Source organism: Solibacillus sp. FSL W8-0474, assembly GCF_038004065.1.
GTDB lineage: Bacteria > Bacillota > Bacilli > Bacillales_A > Planococcaceae > Solibacillus > Solibacillus faecavium.
This window is the reverse complement of record NZ_JBBOQJ010000001.1, coordinates 352,097-371,435: the sequence shown is the minus strand read 5'-3', so window position 1 is coordinate 371,435 and position 19,339 is coordinate 352,097. Positions and strand designations below refer to the sequence as shown.

The following is a 19,339-nucleotide window of genomic DNA, read 5'->3' as shown; positions in this document are numbered from 1 at the left end:
CTACTTTTACGAGGTGGAATTTTCCCTATAATTCTTGTCTTAGTGCCTGCATTACTTCGATTTTCGTTGCTTTTCGTGCTGGTCTTAATCCTGATATCATCGCAACACCGATACTAATTGTTGCGGCAATCACTACTAACTGCCATGGAATAGCAGAAAATTGGATATTGCCAAAGTTTTCTTCACCTGTTGCTGCCTCTAAAACAATCGGCAGTAAAAGATTAGATGCAAAGCTTACTAGGTAGGAAATAGCAATGGCTATAACTGTTCCGATAACACCTATAAATGTACTTTCCATTAAAAATAGTCGCTGAATCAGTTTTGGACTCGCTCCAATTGCCTTTAGTACACCAATTTCCCTTGTACGCTCTGTTACCGCCATTGTCATTGTATTGAATATACCGATTGATGCAATTAGTACTGCAATCGTCCCAACAAATACCAGACCTGCCTTTAACACTAAGAAAAAGACATTTAAGTCCTCAAGCTGTTCGGTAACCGAGTATACACCGTAGCCTTTCCCACGTAAATCTTCCAAGATTGGTTTCACGTATTCTAAGCTTTTTGCATAAATATCATAGCGTTCAAAAAATAATTGGTAATCAGCCGGGTTCTCATCAATTACTTGCTTAAAGCTATTTTCAAGAACTGCACGTTGCTCGTCCATCATATAAATTCTATTTTCAACTGCCCATTCATATGCAGGCTTTGGCATCACACCAACAATCGTATATGTCATACGATCTGAAAGCTTGTTCGGATCATCATACGACCTTATCGCAATTTCAATCTCCTTACCGATTAATGAGCTCTTATAGCCTTCTTCTTCTCCATTATAATAAGTACCTTCTGTTTTAGCCGCTTTTTCTTTTTCCTCAATCAATTTGCGGTCTGCCTCATTCAATAACGTTTGACCGAAATGATAGCCGACAACAATTTCATTTTCATTTTTCGGGTATGTGCCTTCTGCTAACGGCTTTGCTATAGAAGCATAATCAGTGAAATTCGTTAATCGTAAACCAGAAATTGTATCCCGGTCTTCAAAAAAGCTTTTCACCTCTGCATCTATTGTCGTTGTTTTTAAAACAGTCTGTACATTTTCTACTGCTTCAATTTCTGCTACTTCCTCTTCCGAAAACTGTGCTTCCCCACCCATAACTTCAATTTTTGTGACGCTTTCACTCGATAAAATTTCTTCCTCCATTGAAGCTTGCAACCCAAATCCGATCGAAGCAAGTACGATTAGAAACGCACAGCCCATTGTAGCGGCAAGCACCGTCATAAATACGCGTAATTTGTTCTTCTTAATATGCTGCATGACAAAGTCTACTTGATCTTTAAATAACACGGTGATTACCCTCCTTTACTAACTTGCCATCATGCATGCGGAAGCGTTTATCAGCAATCATTGCAACTTCCTCGTCATGTGTAATAATAATAAATGTCAATTCAAGTTCTCGATTTAACTGCTGAATAAGCATCAAAATATCTTGCTCCGTTTCCGAATCAAGGCTCCCTGTAGGTTCGTCCGCCAATAATATTGGGGCATTGGTTACAAGTGCCCGTGCTATACTAACACGCTGCTGTTGCCCCCCTGATAATTCATTTGGGTAATGATCCGTTACTTCCGTCAAACCAACCTTCTGCATAATAACTTCAACACGTTTTCTACGCGCTGAAACATTCATCCCTTTTAATTTTAAAGGCAATTCTATATTTTCAAATGCCGTTAAGCTTGGCATCAGTTGAAAGTTTTGAAATATAAAGCCGTAATTTTCTAAACGAAACTTAGCGCTCGCAGCTTCATTAAATGCCGCGATCTCCTGTGCATTAACGACAATCGAACCATGCTCTGGCTTCATAAAACCTGCTAATATTTGCAGTAAAGTAGATTTTCCAGAACCACTCTTCCCTACGATTGCTACAATCTCACCGCGCTTTACATCAAAGGATACATCCCTCAGTACGGGTACTGTTTTTTCCTTCCCTTTTTTACCGATTGAAAATGTATGTTGTAAGTTATTCACTTTAATCATCATTGTTCACTCCTTTTCCCATACATTTAGTGTAAACGGTAAATCTTAATATTTAGAAAGGCTAAAAGTGAAGAAATTCTTAAGAAAAAAGACAAGTCCAATAAGTTGCGATTTTCCTTTGGCGGGAGCCGCATAGTAGCAGTAAAGGTACGCCGTAAACCATACCTTTACTGCTACTATTACTGCGGCATGAGACCCCCGCCAAACAAAGAGTGTCTACCTATATATCGTTACGTTCCAGGTGCGTCGCTATGCCTATGCAAGGCGACGCCTACGCTCAAAGATTTATCTCTAAAGGAAAGGAAACTAGTCACTGCATTAGTTCTTTCAAATAAAAAACCGCAAGCACATATTTTCCTGTGTGCCTACGGTTAATTTACTGTTAAAACCCTACTGTTTGCTGCTTTTCAAACGTTTTCCCATTGAAACTTGTTACCTTGGATGGAGACACTGTAAACAATTGATCCTCTACATATAATAATCGTTGTACTACATTATAATAATCTTCATATTGTTCACCTGGACGTGCCTTTTCCATCATGTCAGCTACAAGTTCAATTCCTGAAGCCGTTACTTTATAAATGTGCGCACCCGTTCCTTCATACTTTAAACGGTCTTCCTCTTCTGTCGGTGAGTAAAGTGTTACAGGGAATCCATAATAGTTTTGGCGTGGATCTCTGAATAATGCTTTGTGATCGTGTTGAACAGGAGAATATGTGCCACGTCCTCCAATCACTAACGCTTGTTTTTCTTTCGGATTATTGAAATCTGTTACATCAAACAAGCTCAGTTTCATACCTTTCGTTAAGACAATCGGCTCTTTAGAACCCTCTTCCATTCGAACTTCCGTATCATAGCCAATTCCAAGTAAATGATTTTCATCAATCGGATGCAAGTAATTACTGAAACCTGGAATTTTCAGCTCCCCTAATACTTTGGGAGCTTTTGGATTTTCTGTATCAATGACAAACAGCGGGTCAGTTTCTCTAAATGTTACTAAATACGCTTTATTGCCCATAAAACGAGCGGAGTAAATACGTTCGCCCTTTGCTAAATCCTTGACTGCCCCAACCTGCTTCATATTTTCATCTAAAATAAATAAATGATTTTTCGAATTTGCTGCAGTTCCCCAGGCATTGCCTTCTGTCGTGGCAATACGGAAGTGACCATCATGCTCATCCATTGAAAATTGATTTAATATAGAACCTGTTACTTTTCCTTGTGCCTCCATTTTTAAAGCTGTTTTATCTACTGAAATTTTATAAATTGTCGTTTCATTATTTTGTGGTGCTGGCATGATATTGGAGACGGCTGTATCTGCGGTTTCAATTTCCGGCCAGAAACCGTAATGATTCATAGACGCAATATAGATCGCATTTTCGGACATATACATTTGACCGCTGCTTCCTAAAAAGCTCTCTGTTTTCCATTCATTTGACTTCACATTGCTGACATCGATTGCCGAAACGATCAAATAATTCGGCTCATTGCTTTCCGGTAAAAGACGGATTTTATCGATTGGCATAATTGTTTCCTTTTTACCATCATACGTAGACGGACGCAATTCAACATTCGGTGTATCTTGAAGCATCCAGTAGTTCGGTGTAAGACTCGACACTACATATAAATAGTTTCCGGATTTGCGAATATTTAATATACCACCATCATGACCTACTTCACGTACTAATGTTGCTTTTTTGGCATCGGTCACATCATAAAACACTACTGTTGATACGGATTTCCCATCATACGGTTCCTTTTGTGTCTGAACATAGGACGAGTATCCAACTATTAATGTTTTATCATGTATCATTAGATGATTCGGATAAATATCTTTACCAACAGTTATACGCTTCACCACTTTTAAATCTTTCGTATCGACAATTGCTACCTTGTTATCAATAATCGTGTAAATATATCGGCCGTCTGTAACCGTAATGTCCCCTTCATCAATACCTTCTACTTGATTATTTGTAGTAGAATGACTCGGACCCCCGCTACTTTTTGCACTATTATCCATCGACATAGCGGATTCCTCTTTTGCCATATCATTTGTTACCATATCGTTAAATCGATTCGACAATGAATTTTCTACCGCTAAAAATGCGCGAAAATAATCTTTTAAATCTTCTGTTGAAACAATATTTTTCACTTTCTTAACGACTACAAGTGTCACAGACTGTTCCTGCTGCAATTTAGTTTTCTTTGCAAAGGCATCTTTTTTAATTTGAAGTGTGTATTTCCCTAAATTTAACCCATCTACAGATAAAATTTTCCCGCTGCTATTAATCGAAAGTTTAGCCTTTGTAACCTTCTCATTTTCATCTAATACAACGATAGAACCATCCGTTAAACTTTCTTTCGTAATTGGTTGCTTCAATGTAATCGAATACGTTTCCCCTTTAAATGAAATACCCGTTGCATGCACTTCTGTGTTTTTAGTAAAGAAAAAATAGCCAAATACTAAAATTGCGACAAGTGAAGTAATTAATCCCATTCCAAAAAGCTTGCCATTTTTCATAAAAACCCTCCTTTTCCATTCTTTTGTATTTAATTAGACTTGGAAATAACGGAAAGGTTACAGAACAAAGAAAAAATTTTACACATATCTTTACAAACAAAAAACCACCGCTTTGATCAAAATATAATCAAAGCGGTGGCTTGTTTACTCCAATACAAAATAACCCTCTTTATTTAAAGGAAGGGCTAAGCTCACTCCATACATCAAATTTATTACCATCCGGATCAAAAAAAGTAAAATTCCGGCCAGCATGTCCTCTGTCTTCAATTTCTCCAACGTTTATTTCACTTTGCTTAAAATCTTTATGTAATGCTTCTAATACCTTTATTCCATCGACTTCAAATGTTAACGAAAAACGCTCACTCCCGTAAATATCCAAGAAATTGGAGCTTTGGCCTTCAGGGGACTTTACAAGAAAGATACTTTGATTGGCCAAGTTTAAAATAGCTTTGTCCTCATCTTTGTAGCTTAACTCTGCTTCTAGTTTTTTTACATACCAATCAGCAGCAAGGTCTACATTCGTTACTGGAATATATGTTGTACCTATTCTTAGTAATTTCTCACTCATTTTTATCTCCTTTCAGCTTTTAAAAGCCTTTATTTACAGACTCCCAATGGATTGCCATCCGGATCATAAAAAGTGAAAAATCTAGTGGATCCTTCCCCTCCAATTGAATTCACCTTTACACCTTTGGTCAGAAGAGTCTTATGGGCTTCTTCTATATCTGTAGGAATAAAATTATAGTATTTGCCTACCCCAAACTTGTTCTCCGGGAACTTCATTGGTACGTGATTCAAGGTCTTCACCAAACATACTACCGTTTGGGACTCTTCTCCGATTTGCATGACAGCTGCCTCTTCTTCAATGTAAATTATTTTAAAACCCAGTACTTCTTCATACCATTTAGCTGAAATAGCTGGGTCTTTTACAGGGATAAAAACACCTTCCATTCCCTTAAAAATCGGGATAGTCATCTAATCAACTCCTTGTTATTCTTCCTTGCAATCTGTATTTAAAATTCATAAATTTCTTTAATTACACTTTTTAATACATCAATTGAAGTAACAGGGTCATTCTCATATTGCAAACCATGATTTACATTAGGGAATAGTGTGGAAACAATGTTCGTATTTTGAACTATTTGCTCATATCTTTCAGCATTGTAATGCTGATCGTTGTCACCGATAAAACACAATCCTCTGTTTTCTGCTTTTACCATCGCCTCAAAAACATCTTCCCTTTTAATAAGCGGAGTTAGCCAAACTGCTTTTGCATCTTTAAAAATATTTCTTTTTAACTCAGATGACATAGCAATCGTTCCTAAAGATTTGCCGATCAGACAAAAGGATTCATACGATTCATCATTTAAAACATGATCGATAACTACCCTTACATCATGCTTAATCGCATCACTAATTTCATCGATACTGAAATTATCATAGAATTTGTCATTATAAGAGTAATTGACTTGTAACACATCGGAGGATTTATTTAAAAACACTCCAGTCGAATAATGAAAGAGAGGAGCTTGCGTGCTATATCCAGCTCCAGGAAGCATGATTACTAAATTTTTTGAATCCTCATTGGTGCTTAATAAAGTGTAGGGAATTTTCATCTCCTTATATCCCACTACTGAATCCGTTTTTACTTTAAACATAGAAATGCCTCCTATTCTTCATAAATTTATAAGTCACTTGGTTCACTCGCATTTCTTTCTACATTAACTATCCACGAAATAATAGTAGTGCTATCTCGTACTCCCTTTTCTTCAATCTCCTTTAATAAATTCTGCACGGAATCTTGATGGGATTTGGCGTTATCAAATACCTTAATAATTTCGGTAGCGTTATGGAAATTACCATCAGGGCATTCCGTTAAACCATCTGTTGTAAGAAAAAGATGGTTCTTTCCTTTTCTTAATTCCCTACGCCCCGTACTATAGCATGGTACATCCAGTTCAAAGGTGTTTACTTGTCCTATCCATTCATAGAAATTTCTTTGGTTCAAAAGATATTGATCCATCTTAGCCAATTCGGGGTGAAACAGATGAAGGATACAATCTCCAACTGAAAACCACCAAACATACTTGTCTTTTCTTAAAACGATAAGACACGCAGTTTCCCCTTGAATCTCTCGACAACTCGCTAGAAAAAGTGGATTTTGAAAAATATGTACTATGTATTTGTCCATTTGATTAAAAGATTCTCGTAATGGCATGTTAAAAATAGTCGTTAAATTTTGTTCTTCCTCTGTAATAGTATTTATGACAAGTTCGGCGCTCTCTGCTGAATTATGTGCATCGAGGAGCACTACAAATTCCCAATCCTGTTCTTCATCTGACCAAACTATACAGCCATCCTCGTTTTTATATTGACCTGCCGATGAATTACCTCCAAAACGACCGATTGTTAAGTTGTTGACTTGCTCAATATGTAGTATATCTACAAAATGATTTTCACTCCCCACCCAGCTAAATTTATACAATTGCACCCCCCCTTTATTCTTTTTAGATCCACAATTTTTAAATGGAAACTAATCATGACTAAACTTTTACTAAAACCTATATTTCTTCCTATATATCCCAATTTTTTTATAAAAATCAGGAGACTTTTCGCCACATCGAATGCTAGGAATTAAATTTGCAATTCGCTCATTAAGGCGTGTGTATTGTCTTCACTATCTTTAAAGAAAGCCATCCATGTTTCTGTATGTTCCATTTTTGCAACAATGTGGGGCTCGTCGTTAAAGAAAACTCCTTTTCTAATCAATTCTTTATAAGCTTCTTTTATATCTTCTACCTGAAAGTAGATAACAGAACTTGAATTTGCAAATTCCTCTTTTTCAGGGATAGATAGAAGAAGCCTTTGCCCACTACATTCAAAGAATGCCATACTATCTGAACTAAAAAGTAATGGTAATCCTAATTTATCTTTATAAAACGCAATTGCGTTCTCCATATTTTTTATTGGCACCCCAATCTGCCCAATTTTTTGAATCATATTTGCTTCCATCCTTACTTCCCCTATTCATTAATTTAAGTAATTATAAACTAAACAATCCTTTATCCATTTATTTCGGGATGAAGGCTGCTATAACCTCTTAAAACAAGAAATCTTTATTTAACATGAAAAAACTAATATTCCTTTCCCTGGTAAATTAAGCACCAAAAAAAGAGGCATCCTCGTTAAAGGATACCTCTTCTTTATTATTACATCATTAAAATTAAAGTTTTACGATGTTTGTAGCTTGTGGGCCACGTTGACCGTCTTCGATTTCAAATTCAACTTTTTGACCTTCGTCTAAAGATTTGAAACCGTCGCCTTGGATTGCTGAGAAGTGAGCGAATACGTCGTTTCCGCCTTCAACTTCGATAAATCCAAAACCTTTTTCTGCGTTAAACCATTTTACTGTACCTTGTGTCATTTAAATGACCTCCATTATTCGTATTAATAAGATCATAATTCCTCAAAAAAGAAAAAAATTCACATATTACAAAAAGTATTAAATAAAACACGAATACTCTTTGTAATAGGTGAATTTATTAATGTATTGTAATCCGTCTTATTAACCATAGTATATAACAAATAATTAGTAATGTCCAGTACAGTGTTTATAAAGTGATTATTCTACCCCGTATTACTGTTAACATTTAATGTCCTTTATCAAAAAGAGACCATAACGTGATGGTCTCTTTAGCTATGCACTAGTTTGATTACATACTACCTCTTTAAACTATCAGTAAAATTTTTCATTTCTAATTTTTATTAACTTCCCGGTCATTCAATGGTTGAACTGGACGATGATTGTCCGGGAAAATGTGCTGGAATGCTTGTATCTGTTCTTTTGACATTTCAATTGGCTGTTCAAAAATGATCCATTTTACCTCTTCTGTACAAGGAGGTGTCGTTAAGGACCCTGCATAATGGAAAGATATTTGGTTTTCAGGCAACAAAGCCTGTAAATCAATCAGATAGTCTTCCGTATTTGCTTCTTCGGTTTTTCCAGCCGGTAATTCATTCCAAAGAGCTGCCATTATTTCATTTTCCTTTCCTTCCTGAATCATCAATCCAAGGACAGCTAGGTTTCCATTCTTATCACTATGTACTAAATGCAGCTCCATCTCATAACTTTGACCATTAAACTGATGCTCACTTGGCGTATGGAAATGGAATTGTAAAAGCTTATATTCATTTCCCTCAACAATCATGCTGTTATTTTCTGTTGTAGCATTAGCCTGGACGGTATGACCGTTGTTTATGAGTGTAAAATTGGTTGGCTCATAGTTAGTCTGATTTTCTGTTAATTTTTTATCTACTTTCGCTTGGGAAAATTCCAGATTAATCGGTGATTGTTCTTCTCCGTTAACACACGCTAAGTTTTCATCGTTTAGTTCACCCCAGTATTCAGGACCTGTAACATCATCATAAGACCATTCCATTTGTTCCGTACTAGCTTTTTCATCTTCTTTTGGTTCAATGGTTTCTGTAGATTGTTCCGCACACGCTGCAAGAGACAAGTTTAAAAATACAGCTAAAGATAAATATCCGAGTTTTTTCATTAATAAAACCTCCTTTTTTAATACATTATCTAGATTACTAAAAATCTGATGATGAATCGCAGAAATATACTTAAAATTAGAAATTCAGTTAATAAATACTACTACTTTATCCATATAAAGCATCATAAAGAATTTAATATTCAATCATTTTATAATACATTTTGTGCATACACTTACAGTTTTATTTAAAAAAGGTAAAATAATATTGAAAACACAAAAACATTAAAAGATATGAGGGATTACTATGAACGCATATTTTCTATTGGCAGTTGCCATTGTTAGTGAAGTGTTTGGAAGTACAATGCTAAAAGCGTCAAGCGGCTTCAAAAAATTATTACCTGTCATTGGAATAGCTATTGGTTATGCCATCGCTTTTTATGCTTTATCGTTATCGCTGAAGACACTTCCACTTGGTTTGGCATATGCGATCTGGTCTGGAGTGGGGACAGCTTTAACTGCATTAATCGGAATTATCGTTTTTAAAGAGGGCTGGAACAGCAAAAAGCTTTTAGGGTTAGGGTTAATTATTGGAGGCGTTGTTATTTTAAATATTGGCTAACCTACTATCTTAAAGAAGAGAGGAAAAAAATATGAAAGCATACTTTTTATTAACAATATCAATAATTTGTGAGGTATTCGCTACAACGATGTTAAAAATATCAGATGGTTTCACACTACCTTTACCTTCAGCTGCAGTAGTTCTAGGTTATGGACTTTCATTCTTTTTCCTTGGATTAACTTTGAAAACTTTACCGTTAAGTCTGGCTTACGCTATTTGGGCTGGAGTAGGAACCTTATTAACGCTCTTTGTAAGTGTAGTATTATGGGGTGAAGTTCTAAGTATCCTTAAAGTAACAGGCATATTATTAATTATAGGCGGGGTTGTAGTACTAAATTCCGCAACCAATCACAAAGCGGCAGAACCTACAAACTAAGGTACAGCCGCTTTAAAAGCACATTTATAATATTTTCATATAAACCCCTATTATCACCATCCCTATCACTGTCCAAAGTAAAACTTTAAACACTGACGATTTGATTAATGCCGGGAATAAAATTTCCGATACAGTAACCATAAAAATGATTCCTAAAGTTAAGCCTATTAAGATCGTGTTGATTGACTGGTGTACAAATCCTAAAAAATCACCAATAAAGATACCTAGTGCAACTGGTATCGATACAATAAAGGTAATTAAAAATACAATAAAAAGATTCATTCGCTTTCCTGCCAAAATCAAGGGGGTAAACAAAATAATACCTTCGGGGATACTATGGAATAACAGTGTTTGCAACAATGCCATTGTAAAATCAGAACTTTGATTTGCCCCTAAAATAATTCCCATTGGTATATTGTGAATCGATAGACTGAATATTAATAATAAACTTGCACGAATATACAAATTATCTTTTTCAATATTTTTTTCACTTTCGTTACTATGTAAAGTATTATGCAATACTGCAAAAATAATGATTCCGATTGTAAACCCTAAAAGCGTACTTGCCCAGCCTCCTAATTCAACTGCTTCCGGAAAAATTTCAAAACTAATTAAGCCAAAGATAATACCTGCACAGAGCCCGTAAAAAATATCTACTCTCTGATGCAGTCCTTTGAAAAGCCAAGCTATTAGACCACCAATAAATAAGCCTAAAAAGGTACATAAAAAACCTAATAACCACATGCCGTATTATCACCTTTCCATCAGTATAATAAGTGGTATGGTTTATCAGGGTGATTTATGAAAAATCCTTAAAATAAATACTTATTCATAATAAAAAAAGCGAATCCTCTATGGAAACGCTCTTTCAAAAAATAAAAATTATGCAATCAGACTTCGGCATGCTTCTGCACATTTAAAACAAGCCTCTGCACATTTTTGACAGTGTTCATGATGGTGATTTTTACACTCATTACCGCATGCTTCACAAATTTGTGCACATACTTGGGCCAGTTCAGAAATAAATGGCGTTCCTCTACTGATTGCCTGTTCAAAGTAAGCACAAATATCTGCACACTCTCTATCAAGACGAATACAGCCTACCATCATTTTTACATCTTCTTCTTTTAAACAAGCATCATAACAATGATTGCAAGCAGCCATGCATTCATGAAGTGCCTCTATTACTGACTGATAATGTTCATGTGTCATTTAATTTGCCTCCTTTAACTTATTATTTACTCTGATACCCCTCCATTGCATCCTAAAACATACTCATTAATTTATATCACCTAAATAAGTTGCAGCTCTCTCCCCGTTAAAATAAGAAATCAACTGGGGTCTCATTGCTTGCGGGTATAATTTAAAATTCAGTAATTCCTTAATTGGTATCCATTCTATACCTGATTGTCCAGTGTCGGGGTTGCTTCCGTTATCAAAGCTATCCTGATGTACACGACACAAAAACATAAATTCCGTTTGCTGTGCATGAGCATGTCTAGCAGAGAATTCATGGTTTTTTCCAATGTATTCACGTACAAAAATTAACTCTCCAATTTCCACTTTGGCACCTATCTCTTCCATGCATTCTCTTTCTAATGCTTGATGCAGATTTTCACCATGTTCTTGACCACCGCCCGGTAAAGTATAGTATGTACTATTATTTTCCTGTAATTTTATAGCTAATAACTTTCCGTCCTTTACGATAACTGCTTTTGCTGAATTTCTTATTCTCATTTCATTCTTTCCCCCTTACAAATATTTTTTTAGGCTCTTATTTTCCATCCAAAATTGTGGTTACTACTTCTTTTTACTATATTTAACATTAACAAAAAAAGCGAAAGGTTCATAAACCCTTTCGCTCCACTCTATTATTCAAACGGCCAGCTAGGCAGCATACAGCGCAGTTTTTTATCGTTGCGTTTCCCGAGTACATAATCAGCTTGCATAATTGTATGAATTTCCCGCGTTCCCTCATATATAACAGGAGCTTTTGAATTTCGTAAATAGCGCGCTACTGGATACTCATCGGAATAACCATATGCCCCATGAATTTGTACAGCGTCATCTGCAGCTTTATTTGCAAAATCACATGCTTGCCATTTTGCTAAAGAAGTCTCACGGGTATTGCGAACACCTTTGTTTTTCAGCTCCCCTACACGGTATACAAGAAGTTTACTCATTTCATAGCCCGCTTCCATCTTTGCAAGCATTTGACCGACTAACTGATGCCCACCGATTGGCTTCCCAAAAGTTTCACGTTCCTTACAATACTTCACACTGGCCTCGATACAAGCTTGAATTAGACCAACCGCACCGGCTGCTACGGTAAAACGTCCATTATCAAGGGCGGACATGGCAATTTTAAAGCCTTCCCCTTCTTCACCTAGTAAATTATCGATCGGAATTTTTACATCGTCAAAAAACAGCTCGCCAGTATTGCCTGCCCGGATTCCGTACTTTCCTTTAATCGCCTTTGAGCTAAAGCCAGCCCATTCCCGTTCCACAATAAAAGCGGAAATACCGTGATGCGCCTTTTCCTTGTCTGTATAGGCAAAAACGATGAAGTGATCCGCAATATCACATAACGAAATCCATGTTTTTTGCCCATTCAAAATATAATAGTCTCCGTCTCGTTTGGCAAAGGAGTTCATCGCAGCCACATCAGATCCTGCACCAGGTTCTGTTAAGCCAAATGCACCAATTTTCTCACCCTTTGCCTGAGGTGTTAAGTATTTTTCCTTTTGGGCATCTGTACCCCATTGCATAAGCGTCATGCTGTTGAGACCTGTATGCACAGAAACAGCTGTACGAAAAGCTGTATCCCCACGCTCCAGCTCTTCACATACTATCGCAAGCGAGTTATAATCCATTCCAGCCCCGCCGTATTTTTCGGGAATACAGACTCCCATTAGCCCAATTTCGGCTAGGCGCTTCCATACTTTAGGATCAAATCCACCATTCATATCCCACTCTGCAATATATGGGATGATTTCAGTGTCGACAAATTGCCGCACTGTTTTACGTAAAAGTGTTTGCTCTTCAGTAAACTCGAAGTTCATAAAATCACTCCTACCATTTAACAATCATTGATGAACGATGTGATGTCTCTCTAATGTCGACACCACGCTTTGCCATTTCCTTAATGAATTCACGACCCGGTACTACTGATTCCGGAGCAATTACACCACGCTCGGTAATCATCCCATTGCCAACCATTTGCGCTACGACTGAAATTGTATTGGCTGTCGCACGTGCCATTGCCGTTACATTTTTCTCTAAATCTTTGCGTACTACCATTTCATACTCGTACGTAATTTGTTCTTCTGACTTTTCCCCTGAAATAATCGCACGCAACAATACAGCATCCGTTTTCTTGCCTAAATCCAATTTTTTCTTCAATACTTCTTTAGTTACTTCCCGAACATTTACTTCCTGCCCGCTAGCTTCTACTATATTGTTTTTATCTAGGAAACCTAACTCAGCTAGTAATTTGAACTTTTCGGCATGACCTTTATAGCGGATTGTTTTGTATTCTAATGTTTTTACATCCGGGAAAGTTTTGTATAAAGTCGAAATTCCCCCCGATGTATAAAACGCCTCTAGTACACCAAACTCATCAAAATAAATGGGCTCAATACCTGTTAAAGATTCTACCTCGGCTAAAATGCCTTTTTGAATCATTTTAGATGGCTCTGTATAGTGGTCGAATACACCATCCAAAGAAAATACACGAGTATAATGCAGCGGTGGCTTCGGCTCTGTTGGAATGCCACCTACGTATAATTTGATTGAGTCTACCGTATCAAGCTTCGTTGCACCATATCCTGCTAGAATATTTACCATTCCAGGTGCTACTCCTAAATCTGGAATAATTGTTACACCTTTTTCAGCAGCCAAATTATTTAGCTGAAAAATTGATTCAGTAATGCCGCCTATATGACCGCCTAAATCAACCGAATGAACCCCTACATCAATTGCAGCCTTTGCTACGCGTTCATTGAATGTATAGAACAATGCATTAATAACTACATTTCCACGTCCCATTACTTCACGTAAATCTTCATCACAGTCTGCATCTAGCTGTACAACCTCTACTTTTTTTGTATTTAAAGTATCGACGAATTCCTTCGCGTTTTCGATTGATAAATCTGCTAAATATACTGTTTCTACTTCTTTACTATCGACTAAATCGCGTGCAATTTCTTTCCCCATCAAACCAGCACCAAGCACTACTACTTTCATGTAAACATCCCCTTTTTTTGTATGTCAATTATGCCTCGGCACAATTGCGTCCTGTGACATCCTCCGAAAGCTATCTCATTCAGGAACTACTTGAATGAAGATAAAGTAATCTAAGATAATTCGCACTAGGCGAAAGATCATGCGTTATCGATTTGAGCGCGTTGCAACTTCCCACTGTAATCAACGTAAATGCTCTTCCATTCCGTATAGACATCAAGAGCTGCTTGCCCTGAATCGCGATGTCCATTTCCAGTACCTTTTGTACCTCCAAACGGTAAATGGATTTCAGCTCCTGTTGTCCCAGCATTTACATACACAATACCTGTATCAAGTAATTGCTGTGCTTTGAAGATTTTATTTACATCCTGTGAGAATATTGAGCTTGATAAGCCAAACTTCACATTGTTGTTTACTTCAATTGCTTCTTCTAAACTACTTACTTCAATAATGCTAACGACAGGACCAAATATCTCCTCCTGTGCCAATATACTCGTTGACTCCACATCGGTGAAAATCGTAGGTGCATAATAGTAGCCCCTTGCCAAGTCACCGTCTGTTAATATTTCTCCACCTATAAGTAAGTTTGCACCTTGCTGCTTGCCTATTTGGACATAATGGTTAATTTTTTCGAGTGCTGCCTTATTAATGACTGGCCCTATTTTGATTGTTGGATTCAGTCCGTCTCCAATTGTCAGCTGCTTAGTTGCTTCCACAAGACGTTTCTCCAACTCCTGTTTTACATCTTTATGCACGATAACTCGGCTACATGCTGTACAACGTTGACCGGCCGTGCCAAACGCACTCCATAAAATGCCTTCCAATGCTAAATCTAAGTTTGCATCATCCATCACGATGACTGCATTTTTCCCGCCCATTTCAAGCGATACTTTTTTCAAATGTTTTCCGCCAAGCTCCGCTACTTTGCTACCTGTTGTTGTAGATCCCGTAAAGGAAATAATGCGTATGTCCGGATGCTCAACCATTGCAGTACCGACTGTAGGTCCAGAGCCAAATACTACGTTTACAACGCCTGGCGGTAACCCGACCTCTTCAAAGATTTTAGCTAATTCGTATGCCATAAAAGGCGTTTCGTTTGAAGGCTTCCATACAACTGTATTGCCTGCTATAAGAGCTGGGAAAGCCTTCCATGTTGCAATCGCAATAGGGAAATTCCATGGTGTAATAAGCCCTGCTACCCCAATTGGTGCACGTACACTCATCGCAAATTTATTTGGCAACTCCGAAGGAACAGTTTCACCAAACAAACGTCTCCCTTCCGCTGCCATATATAGCGCCATATCAATACCTTCCTGTACTTCGCCACGTGCTTCTTCGATTACTTTACCCATCTCTTTTGTCAGCGTTTGTGCCAGATGTTCTTTTTTCTCTTTTAATTTAAATGCAATTTCATATAAATAATCGGCACGTTTTGGTGCTGGGACAAGTGCCCACTCTTTTTGTGCCTCTTTCGCTTTTTGTGCAGCTAATTCGACTTGAAATTTTGTCGAAAGTGGTATTGTTCCTAACTGTTCACCATTTGCAGGATTTATCACAGACATTGTTTGCAATGAAGTATCTTCCATCCATTCTCCACCAATAAAATTTAACAGTTTCATTACCCCACCTCACAAATTCTAGTTTTCTCTTATATCATTCGACATTTTCTACTTTATCCCCTTTTTTTCTACGCAATAATATACATAAAATTCTGACAAATACCGAGTAAATTGAGGGGAAATAAGGAAATACTCAATCCCGGTAAATATTAATTTGCTTAAATATTTGCCAAATATATTTCCGTTACTTTGAAACTTTTGAAATTTATAAGCGTATGTATGTTGTATATAAATTTTGTTTATTAAGGGGATATGTATATGAAAAACCACGAAATTGATTATGTATTACATGGAGACGACATGCAGTTTGTAGAAGTAGAGCTCGACCCTCAGGAAACGGTTGTGGCTGAAGCAGGAAGTTTAATGATGATGGAAGATCATATTCAAATGGAAACTGTATTTGGTGATGGATCTGCAAACCAAGGTTCTGGTCTGATGGGGAAATTACTAGGTGCAGGAAAACGATTAATTACAGGCGAAAGTTTGTTCATGACGATGTTTACGAACAATGGCTCCGGTAAACGTAAAGTTTATTTCGCCTCACCATATCCAGGTAAAATTATTCCTATGGATTTAAGCCAATTAGACGGCAAAATTATTTGTCAAAAGGATGCATTTTTAGCTGCAGCAAAAGGTGTTTCAGTAGGCGTAGAATTTCAGCGGAAATTAGGAACTGGATTCTTCGGTGGAGAAGGCTTCATCATGCAGAAACTTGAAGGAGATGGGATGGCTTTCGTCCATGCGGGCGGAACGATTTATGAACGCAAACTTCAGCCAGGCGAAACATTGCGTATTGATACAGGGTGTTTAGTTGCTATGACACAAGACGTCCGTTACGATATCGAAATGGTACGCGGTATTAAAACAGCGCTTTTCGGTGGAGAAGGTTTATTCTTCGCCACACTATCTGGTCCAGGAACAGTCTGGGTGCAGTCATTGCCATTTAGCCGTTTAGCTAGCCGCGTGTTCGCAGCTGCACCGATTTCTCAAGGCGGTGGCGGTAAAGATGCTGGTGAAGGCGGCATCGGCGGATTATTTGATATGTTTAATAAATAGCTTAAACAAGGCATGTTCTGAACCCTCTTTCAGAATATGCCTCATTTTGATTTAAAATGTTTGCATCGTTTCTTCTCATTTACTCATTTCAAAACATCCCACTGGCGAATGGCTTCCATTACTTCCGATGTTACATTGCTTGAATCGGCTATAATCGCCAATACAATTCGACAAAAAGACGCCAAATTATTACAAATATTTGACGTCTACGGAATCATTATATAGATAGAATAAAAATTAAAATTAAAGCCAATACAATTCGATATACTGCAAAGGGTGTGAGCTTTACCTTGGAAATTAACTTCAGGAAGAACTTTATCGAAATAAGGGCAAATATAAATGCGCTTATAAAGCCTACTGCATAAAAGGAAAAGTGATCGGCATTAATTTGGTCCCAGTTTTTTACAAGTGACAAACCGCTCGCCCCTGCCATTATCGGTACCGCCATAATGAAAGTAAAATCTGCAGCTGTTTTATGATCTAGTCCAAGTAAGACGCCTCCTGAAATAGTCGATCCCGAACGCGAAAACCCTGGCCATAGCGACAAACATTGAATAATCCCAATTTTGAAGGCTTTACTGTAAGATATATTGTCTAAAGAAGTAATTGAAGGTTTTCTAGGTCCAAATTTATCAGCAATAATCATAAATATAGCTCCGATTATCAGCCCAATAATTACTGTTTTAATGCTGAATAAGTTTTCGTCTATAAAATCTTCAAATAACAGACCAAAAACTCCTGCTGGAATAATACCGATTAGCACATGCCCTAAATTAAACCGGGTCGATTGCTGCCCTTCCATTTTATATAGTCCGACTAAGCTCAATAACCGTTTCCACATTACAAAAACGACTGCCAATATTGATCCTAGCTGTATAACTATTTTAAAAGTATTTGCAGACCCCGAACCTAAAAACTCCTTCGTCTGCAGCCACATATCATCAACAATAATCATATGTCCTGTTGAAGAAACTGGTGCAAACTCGGTCATCCCTTCCACAAATCCTAAGATTAAAGCTTTTAATAGCTCTATCCATTCCATATACTTGCTCCTTTTGCAAACGTTATTCGCTAAATTTCACATCAATTACCCAGAGTTCGGATTGACTGCCTAAACGTGTAGGAGGTCCCCAGAAACCAAAGCCACTTGAGACAAGCGCATGCATTTGTTCCTTTTGACGATGGCCATAATCCAATTCAAAGATTCGTTCTGTTATGAAATGATTTGGCCACATCTGTCCTCGATGGGTATGTCCAGATACGTGAAAATCTACACCTAAATTAGCCGGCTCATCCAAATCCATTGGCGTATGATTCATAACAAACCAAGGAAGTTCCTGATTTTCTGGCTGTAGCTCATTTAATGCCAACCTTTTCTTATTTGTTAAATCTTCACGTCCTGTTAAATAAAAACGATTATCCACTAAAATTGTTTCATCCATTAAAATACGAACATTCGATTCAGTCATTGCTTGTTTAAATTCAGGAATTTCATTGCCATAATACTCATGATTTCCCGGTACTCCATAAACACCATATGTTGCCTGAAGGTTTTTCATCACTTCCCCCATGCCTTTATTAATAAAGCGCTGAGGACTGTCATCAACAAGATCTCCCGGTAATAGCACTAAGTCCGGTTTTTGTTCGTTGGAGAGCTTAACAAACTTTTCTAAATGCCCTGTCCCAGATAACAGACCGAGGTGGAAATCCGATGCCATAACAATACGCATATCTTCTCCAGGCTTATTTATCTCGATAGTAGCATTCCGTACTACTGGAGAGTATGCAAAATATGTACCCGCAATTAATAAAATGACTAGTAAACCAACAACACCTGTTCCAACCATTTTCGTCGAAAGCGGTGAAAACTTAATTATCAGATTAGCTATAATACAGAGAATCAGCCCATACTGCAAAAAGAACATCCAATAACTACCTAGTACTGTTAAAGGCGTCAGTAATGGGTGGAGCTTTCCTATAAAATAACCATAGGAAATGAGAAATAAAAATGTCCAATAAACAATTGGCCAGCGGAATTGCTGAATGGACAGTAGCCATGCCCTCAAATTCCAGCCGAGATAAAACGTAATGCCACTATATATTGCTATCGCCAAGATGCCGAATAATATTCGCATTATACTTAAACCCCTCACATATTTAATGTTGCTATTTTACTACATTTCAACATTTTGACGTTAGTAAAGAAGATTATTTGTAAAAAATTTATTTCAGTCCATGCTTATTTCTAATAGATTTAGTCATCTTCAATATCCCTGTAATATGGTTTTATATACATTCTCTTATATCCCACCAACTATTTTTCTTACATAAAAAAACTGCAGCAAGGGTCATCATCCCCTTACTGCAGTTT

21 protein-coding genes are annotated in these 19,339 nt (G+C 37.2%); 3 read left to right on the top strand and 18 right to left on the bottom strand.

Translation table 11 applies throughout. The features are described 5' to 3' along the window. Positions 1–25: 25 nt before the first annotated feature. From NYE67_RS01835 to NYE67_RS01790, 10 genes are all read right to left on the bottom strand, one after another. Positions 26–1,348 (bottom strand): ABC transporter permease, encoded by a 1,323-nt coding sequence (locus NYE67_RS01835; protein ID WP_340726797.1) that lies wholly within the window; start codon positions 1,346–1,348, stop codon positions 26–28. Next, on the bottom strand, positions 1,338–2,036 hold the full coding sequence (locus NYE67_RS01830; RefSeq protein WP_340726796.1) for an ABC transporter ATP-binding protein: 699 nt from the start codon (positions 2,034–2,036) through the stop codon (positions 1,338–1,340). The genes NYE67_RS01835 and NYE67_RS01830 overlap by 11 nt, the downstream gene beginning before the upstream one ends. Before the next feature lie 382 nt (positions 2,037–2,418). Next, positions 2,419–4,557, bottom strand: coding sequence for a beta-propeller domain-containing protein (locus NYE67_RS01825; RefSeq protein ID WP_340728995.1), 2,139 nt, complete (start codon positions 4,555–4,557; stop codon positions 2,419–2,421). Between the two features lie 169 nt (positions 4,558–4,726). Next, complete coding sequence (locus NYE67_RS01820; protein WP_340728994.1) at positions 4,727–5,125, bottom strand: VOC family protein; 399 nt, start codon at positions 5,123–5,125, stop codon at positions 4,727–4,729. A 29-nt stretch (positions 5,126–5,154) separates the two neighbouring features. Continuing rightward, positions 5,155–5,532, bottom strand: a complete 378-nt coding sequence (locus NYE67_RS01815) for a VOC family protein (RefSeq protein WP_339214928.1) — start codon at positions 5,530–5,532, stop codon at positions 5,155–5,157. 38 nt (positions 5,533–5,570) lie between these two features. Then, positions 5,571–6,215, bottom strand: a complete 645-nt coding sequence (locus NYE67_RS01810) for an alpha/beta hydrolase (RefSeq protein ID WP_340728993.1) — start codon at positions 6,213–6,215, stop codon at positions 5,571–5,573. A gap of 26 nt (positions 6,216–6,241) precedes the next feature. Then, positions 6,242–7,042, bottom strand: a complete 801-nt coding sequence (locus tag NYE67_RS01805; protein ID WP_340728992.1) for a protein phosphatase 2C domain-containing protein — start codon at positions 7,040–7,042, stop codon at positions 6,242–6,244. A 149-nt stretch (positions 7,043–7,191) separates the two neighbouring features. Further along, positions 7,192–7,569, bottom strand: a complete 378-nt coding sequence (locus NYE67_RS01800; RefSeq protein ID WP_340728991.1) for a VOC family protein — start codon at positions 7,567–7,569, stop codon at positions 7,192–7,194. A gap of 211 nt (positions 7,570–7,780) precedes the next feature. Beyond that, positions 7,781–7,981, bottom strand: coding sequence for a cold-shock protein (locus tag NYE67_RS01795; protein ID WP_191701229.1), 201 nt, complete (start codon positions 7,979–7,981; stop codon positions 7,781–7,783). 331 nt (positions 7,982–8,312) lie between these two features. Next, on the bottom strand, positions 8,313–9,116 hold the full coding sequence (locus NYE67_RS01790) for a carbonic anhydrase (protein WP_340728990.1): 804 nt from the start codon (positions 9,114–9,116) through the stop codon (positions 8,313–8,315). 244 nt (positions 9,117–9,360) lie between these two features. Between NYE67_RS01790 and NYE67_RS01785 the strand changes: the two genes are divergently transcribed. Beyond that, entirely contained in the window at positions 9,361–9,675 is a 315-nt protein-coding gene (locus NYE67_RS01785) for a DMT family transporter (protein ID WP_340728989.1), read from the top strand. Between the two features lie 31 nt (positions 9,676–9,706). Next, positions 9,707–10,051, top strand: coding sequence for a DMT family transporter (locus NYE67_RS01780; RefSeq protein ID WP_340728988.1), 345 nt, complete (start codon positions 9,707–9,709; stop codon positions 10,049–10,051). Positions 10,052–10,075: 24 nt separating this feature from the next. Here NYE67_RS01780 and NYE67_RS01775 read toward each other — a convergent pair whose 3' ends face one another. The 6 genes from NYE67_RS01775 to NYE67_RS01750 form a co-directional block, all read right to left on the bottom strand. Further along, on the bottom strand, positions 10,076–10,795 hold the full coding sequence (locus tag NYE67_RS01775) for a ZIP family metal transporter (protein ID WP_340728987.1): 720 nt from the start codon (positions 10,793–10,795) through the stop codon (positions 10,076–10,078). A 138-nt stretch (positions 10,796–10,933) separates the two neighbouring features. Next, positions 10,934–11,263 carry a four-helix bundle copper-binding protein gene (locus NYE67_RS01770; protein ID WP_340726786.1) on the bottom strand — a complete coding sequence of 110 codons (330 nt, stop codon included), beginning with the start codon at positions 11,261–11,263 and terminating at the stop codon, positions 10,934–10,936. Positions 11,264–11,329: 66 nt separating this feature from the next. Next, positions 11,330–11,788 carry an NUDIX domain-containing protein gene (locus tag NYE67_RS01765; protein ID WP_340728986.1) on the bottom strand — a complete coding sequence of 153 codons (459 nt, stop codon included), beginning with the start codon at positions 11,786–11,788 and terminating at the stop codon, positions 11,330–11,332. Between the two features lie 134 nt (positions 11,789–11,922). Next, positions 11,923–13,113, bottom strand: a complete 1,191-nt coding sequence (locus tag NYE67_RS01760; protein WP_340728985.1) for an acyl-CoA dehydrogenase family protein — start codon at positions 13,111–13,113, stop codon at positions 11,923–11,925. 10 nt (positions 13,114–13,123) lie between these two features. Then, positions 13,124–14,296, bottom strand: coding sequence for a saccharopine dehydrogenase family protein (locus NYE67_RS01755; RefSeq protein ID WP_191701237.1), 1,173 nt, complete (start codon positions 14,294–14,296; stop codon positions 13,124–13,126). A gap of 137 nt (positions 14,297–14,433) precedes the next feature. Continuing rightward, positions 14,434–15,912, bottom strand: coding sequence for an aldehyde dehydrogenase family protein (locus NYE67_RS01750; RefSeq protein ID WP_191701238.1), 1,479 nt, complete (start codon positions 15,910–15,912; stop codon positions 14,434–14,436). Positions 15,913–16,170: 258 nt separating this feature from the next. Here NYE67_RS01750 and NYE67_RS01745 point away from each other — a divergent pair, with 258 nt between their 5' ends. Next, positions 16,171–16,968 carry a TIGR00266 family protein gene (locus tag NYE67_RS01745; protein WP_340728984.1) on the top strand — a complete coding sequence of 266 codons (798 nt, stop codon included), beginning with the start codon at positions 16,171–16,173 and terminating at the stop codon, positions 16,966–16,968. A gap of 217 nt (positions 16,969–17,185) precedes the next feature. Here the strand turns inward: NYE67_RS01745 and NYE67_RS01740 are convergent, their stop codons facing one another. Beyond that, on the bottom strand, positions 17,186–18,010 hold the full coding sequence (locus tag NYE67_RS01740; protein ID WP_340728983.1) for an undecaprenyl-diphosphate phosphatase: 825 nt from the start codon (positions 18,008–18,010) through the stop codon (positions 17,186–17,188). Positions 18,011–18,032: 22 nt separating this feature from the next. After that, positions 18,033–19,103: a metallophosphoesterase gene (locus NYE67_RS01735; RefSeq protein WP_191701241.1), complete on the bottom strand. Its 1,071-nt coding sequence runs from the start codon at positions 19,101–19,103 to the stop codon at positions 18,033–18,035. Positions 19,104–19,339 lie beyond the last annotated feature (236 nt).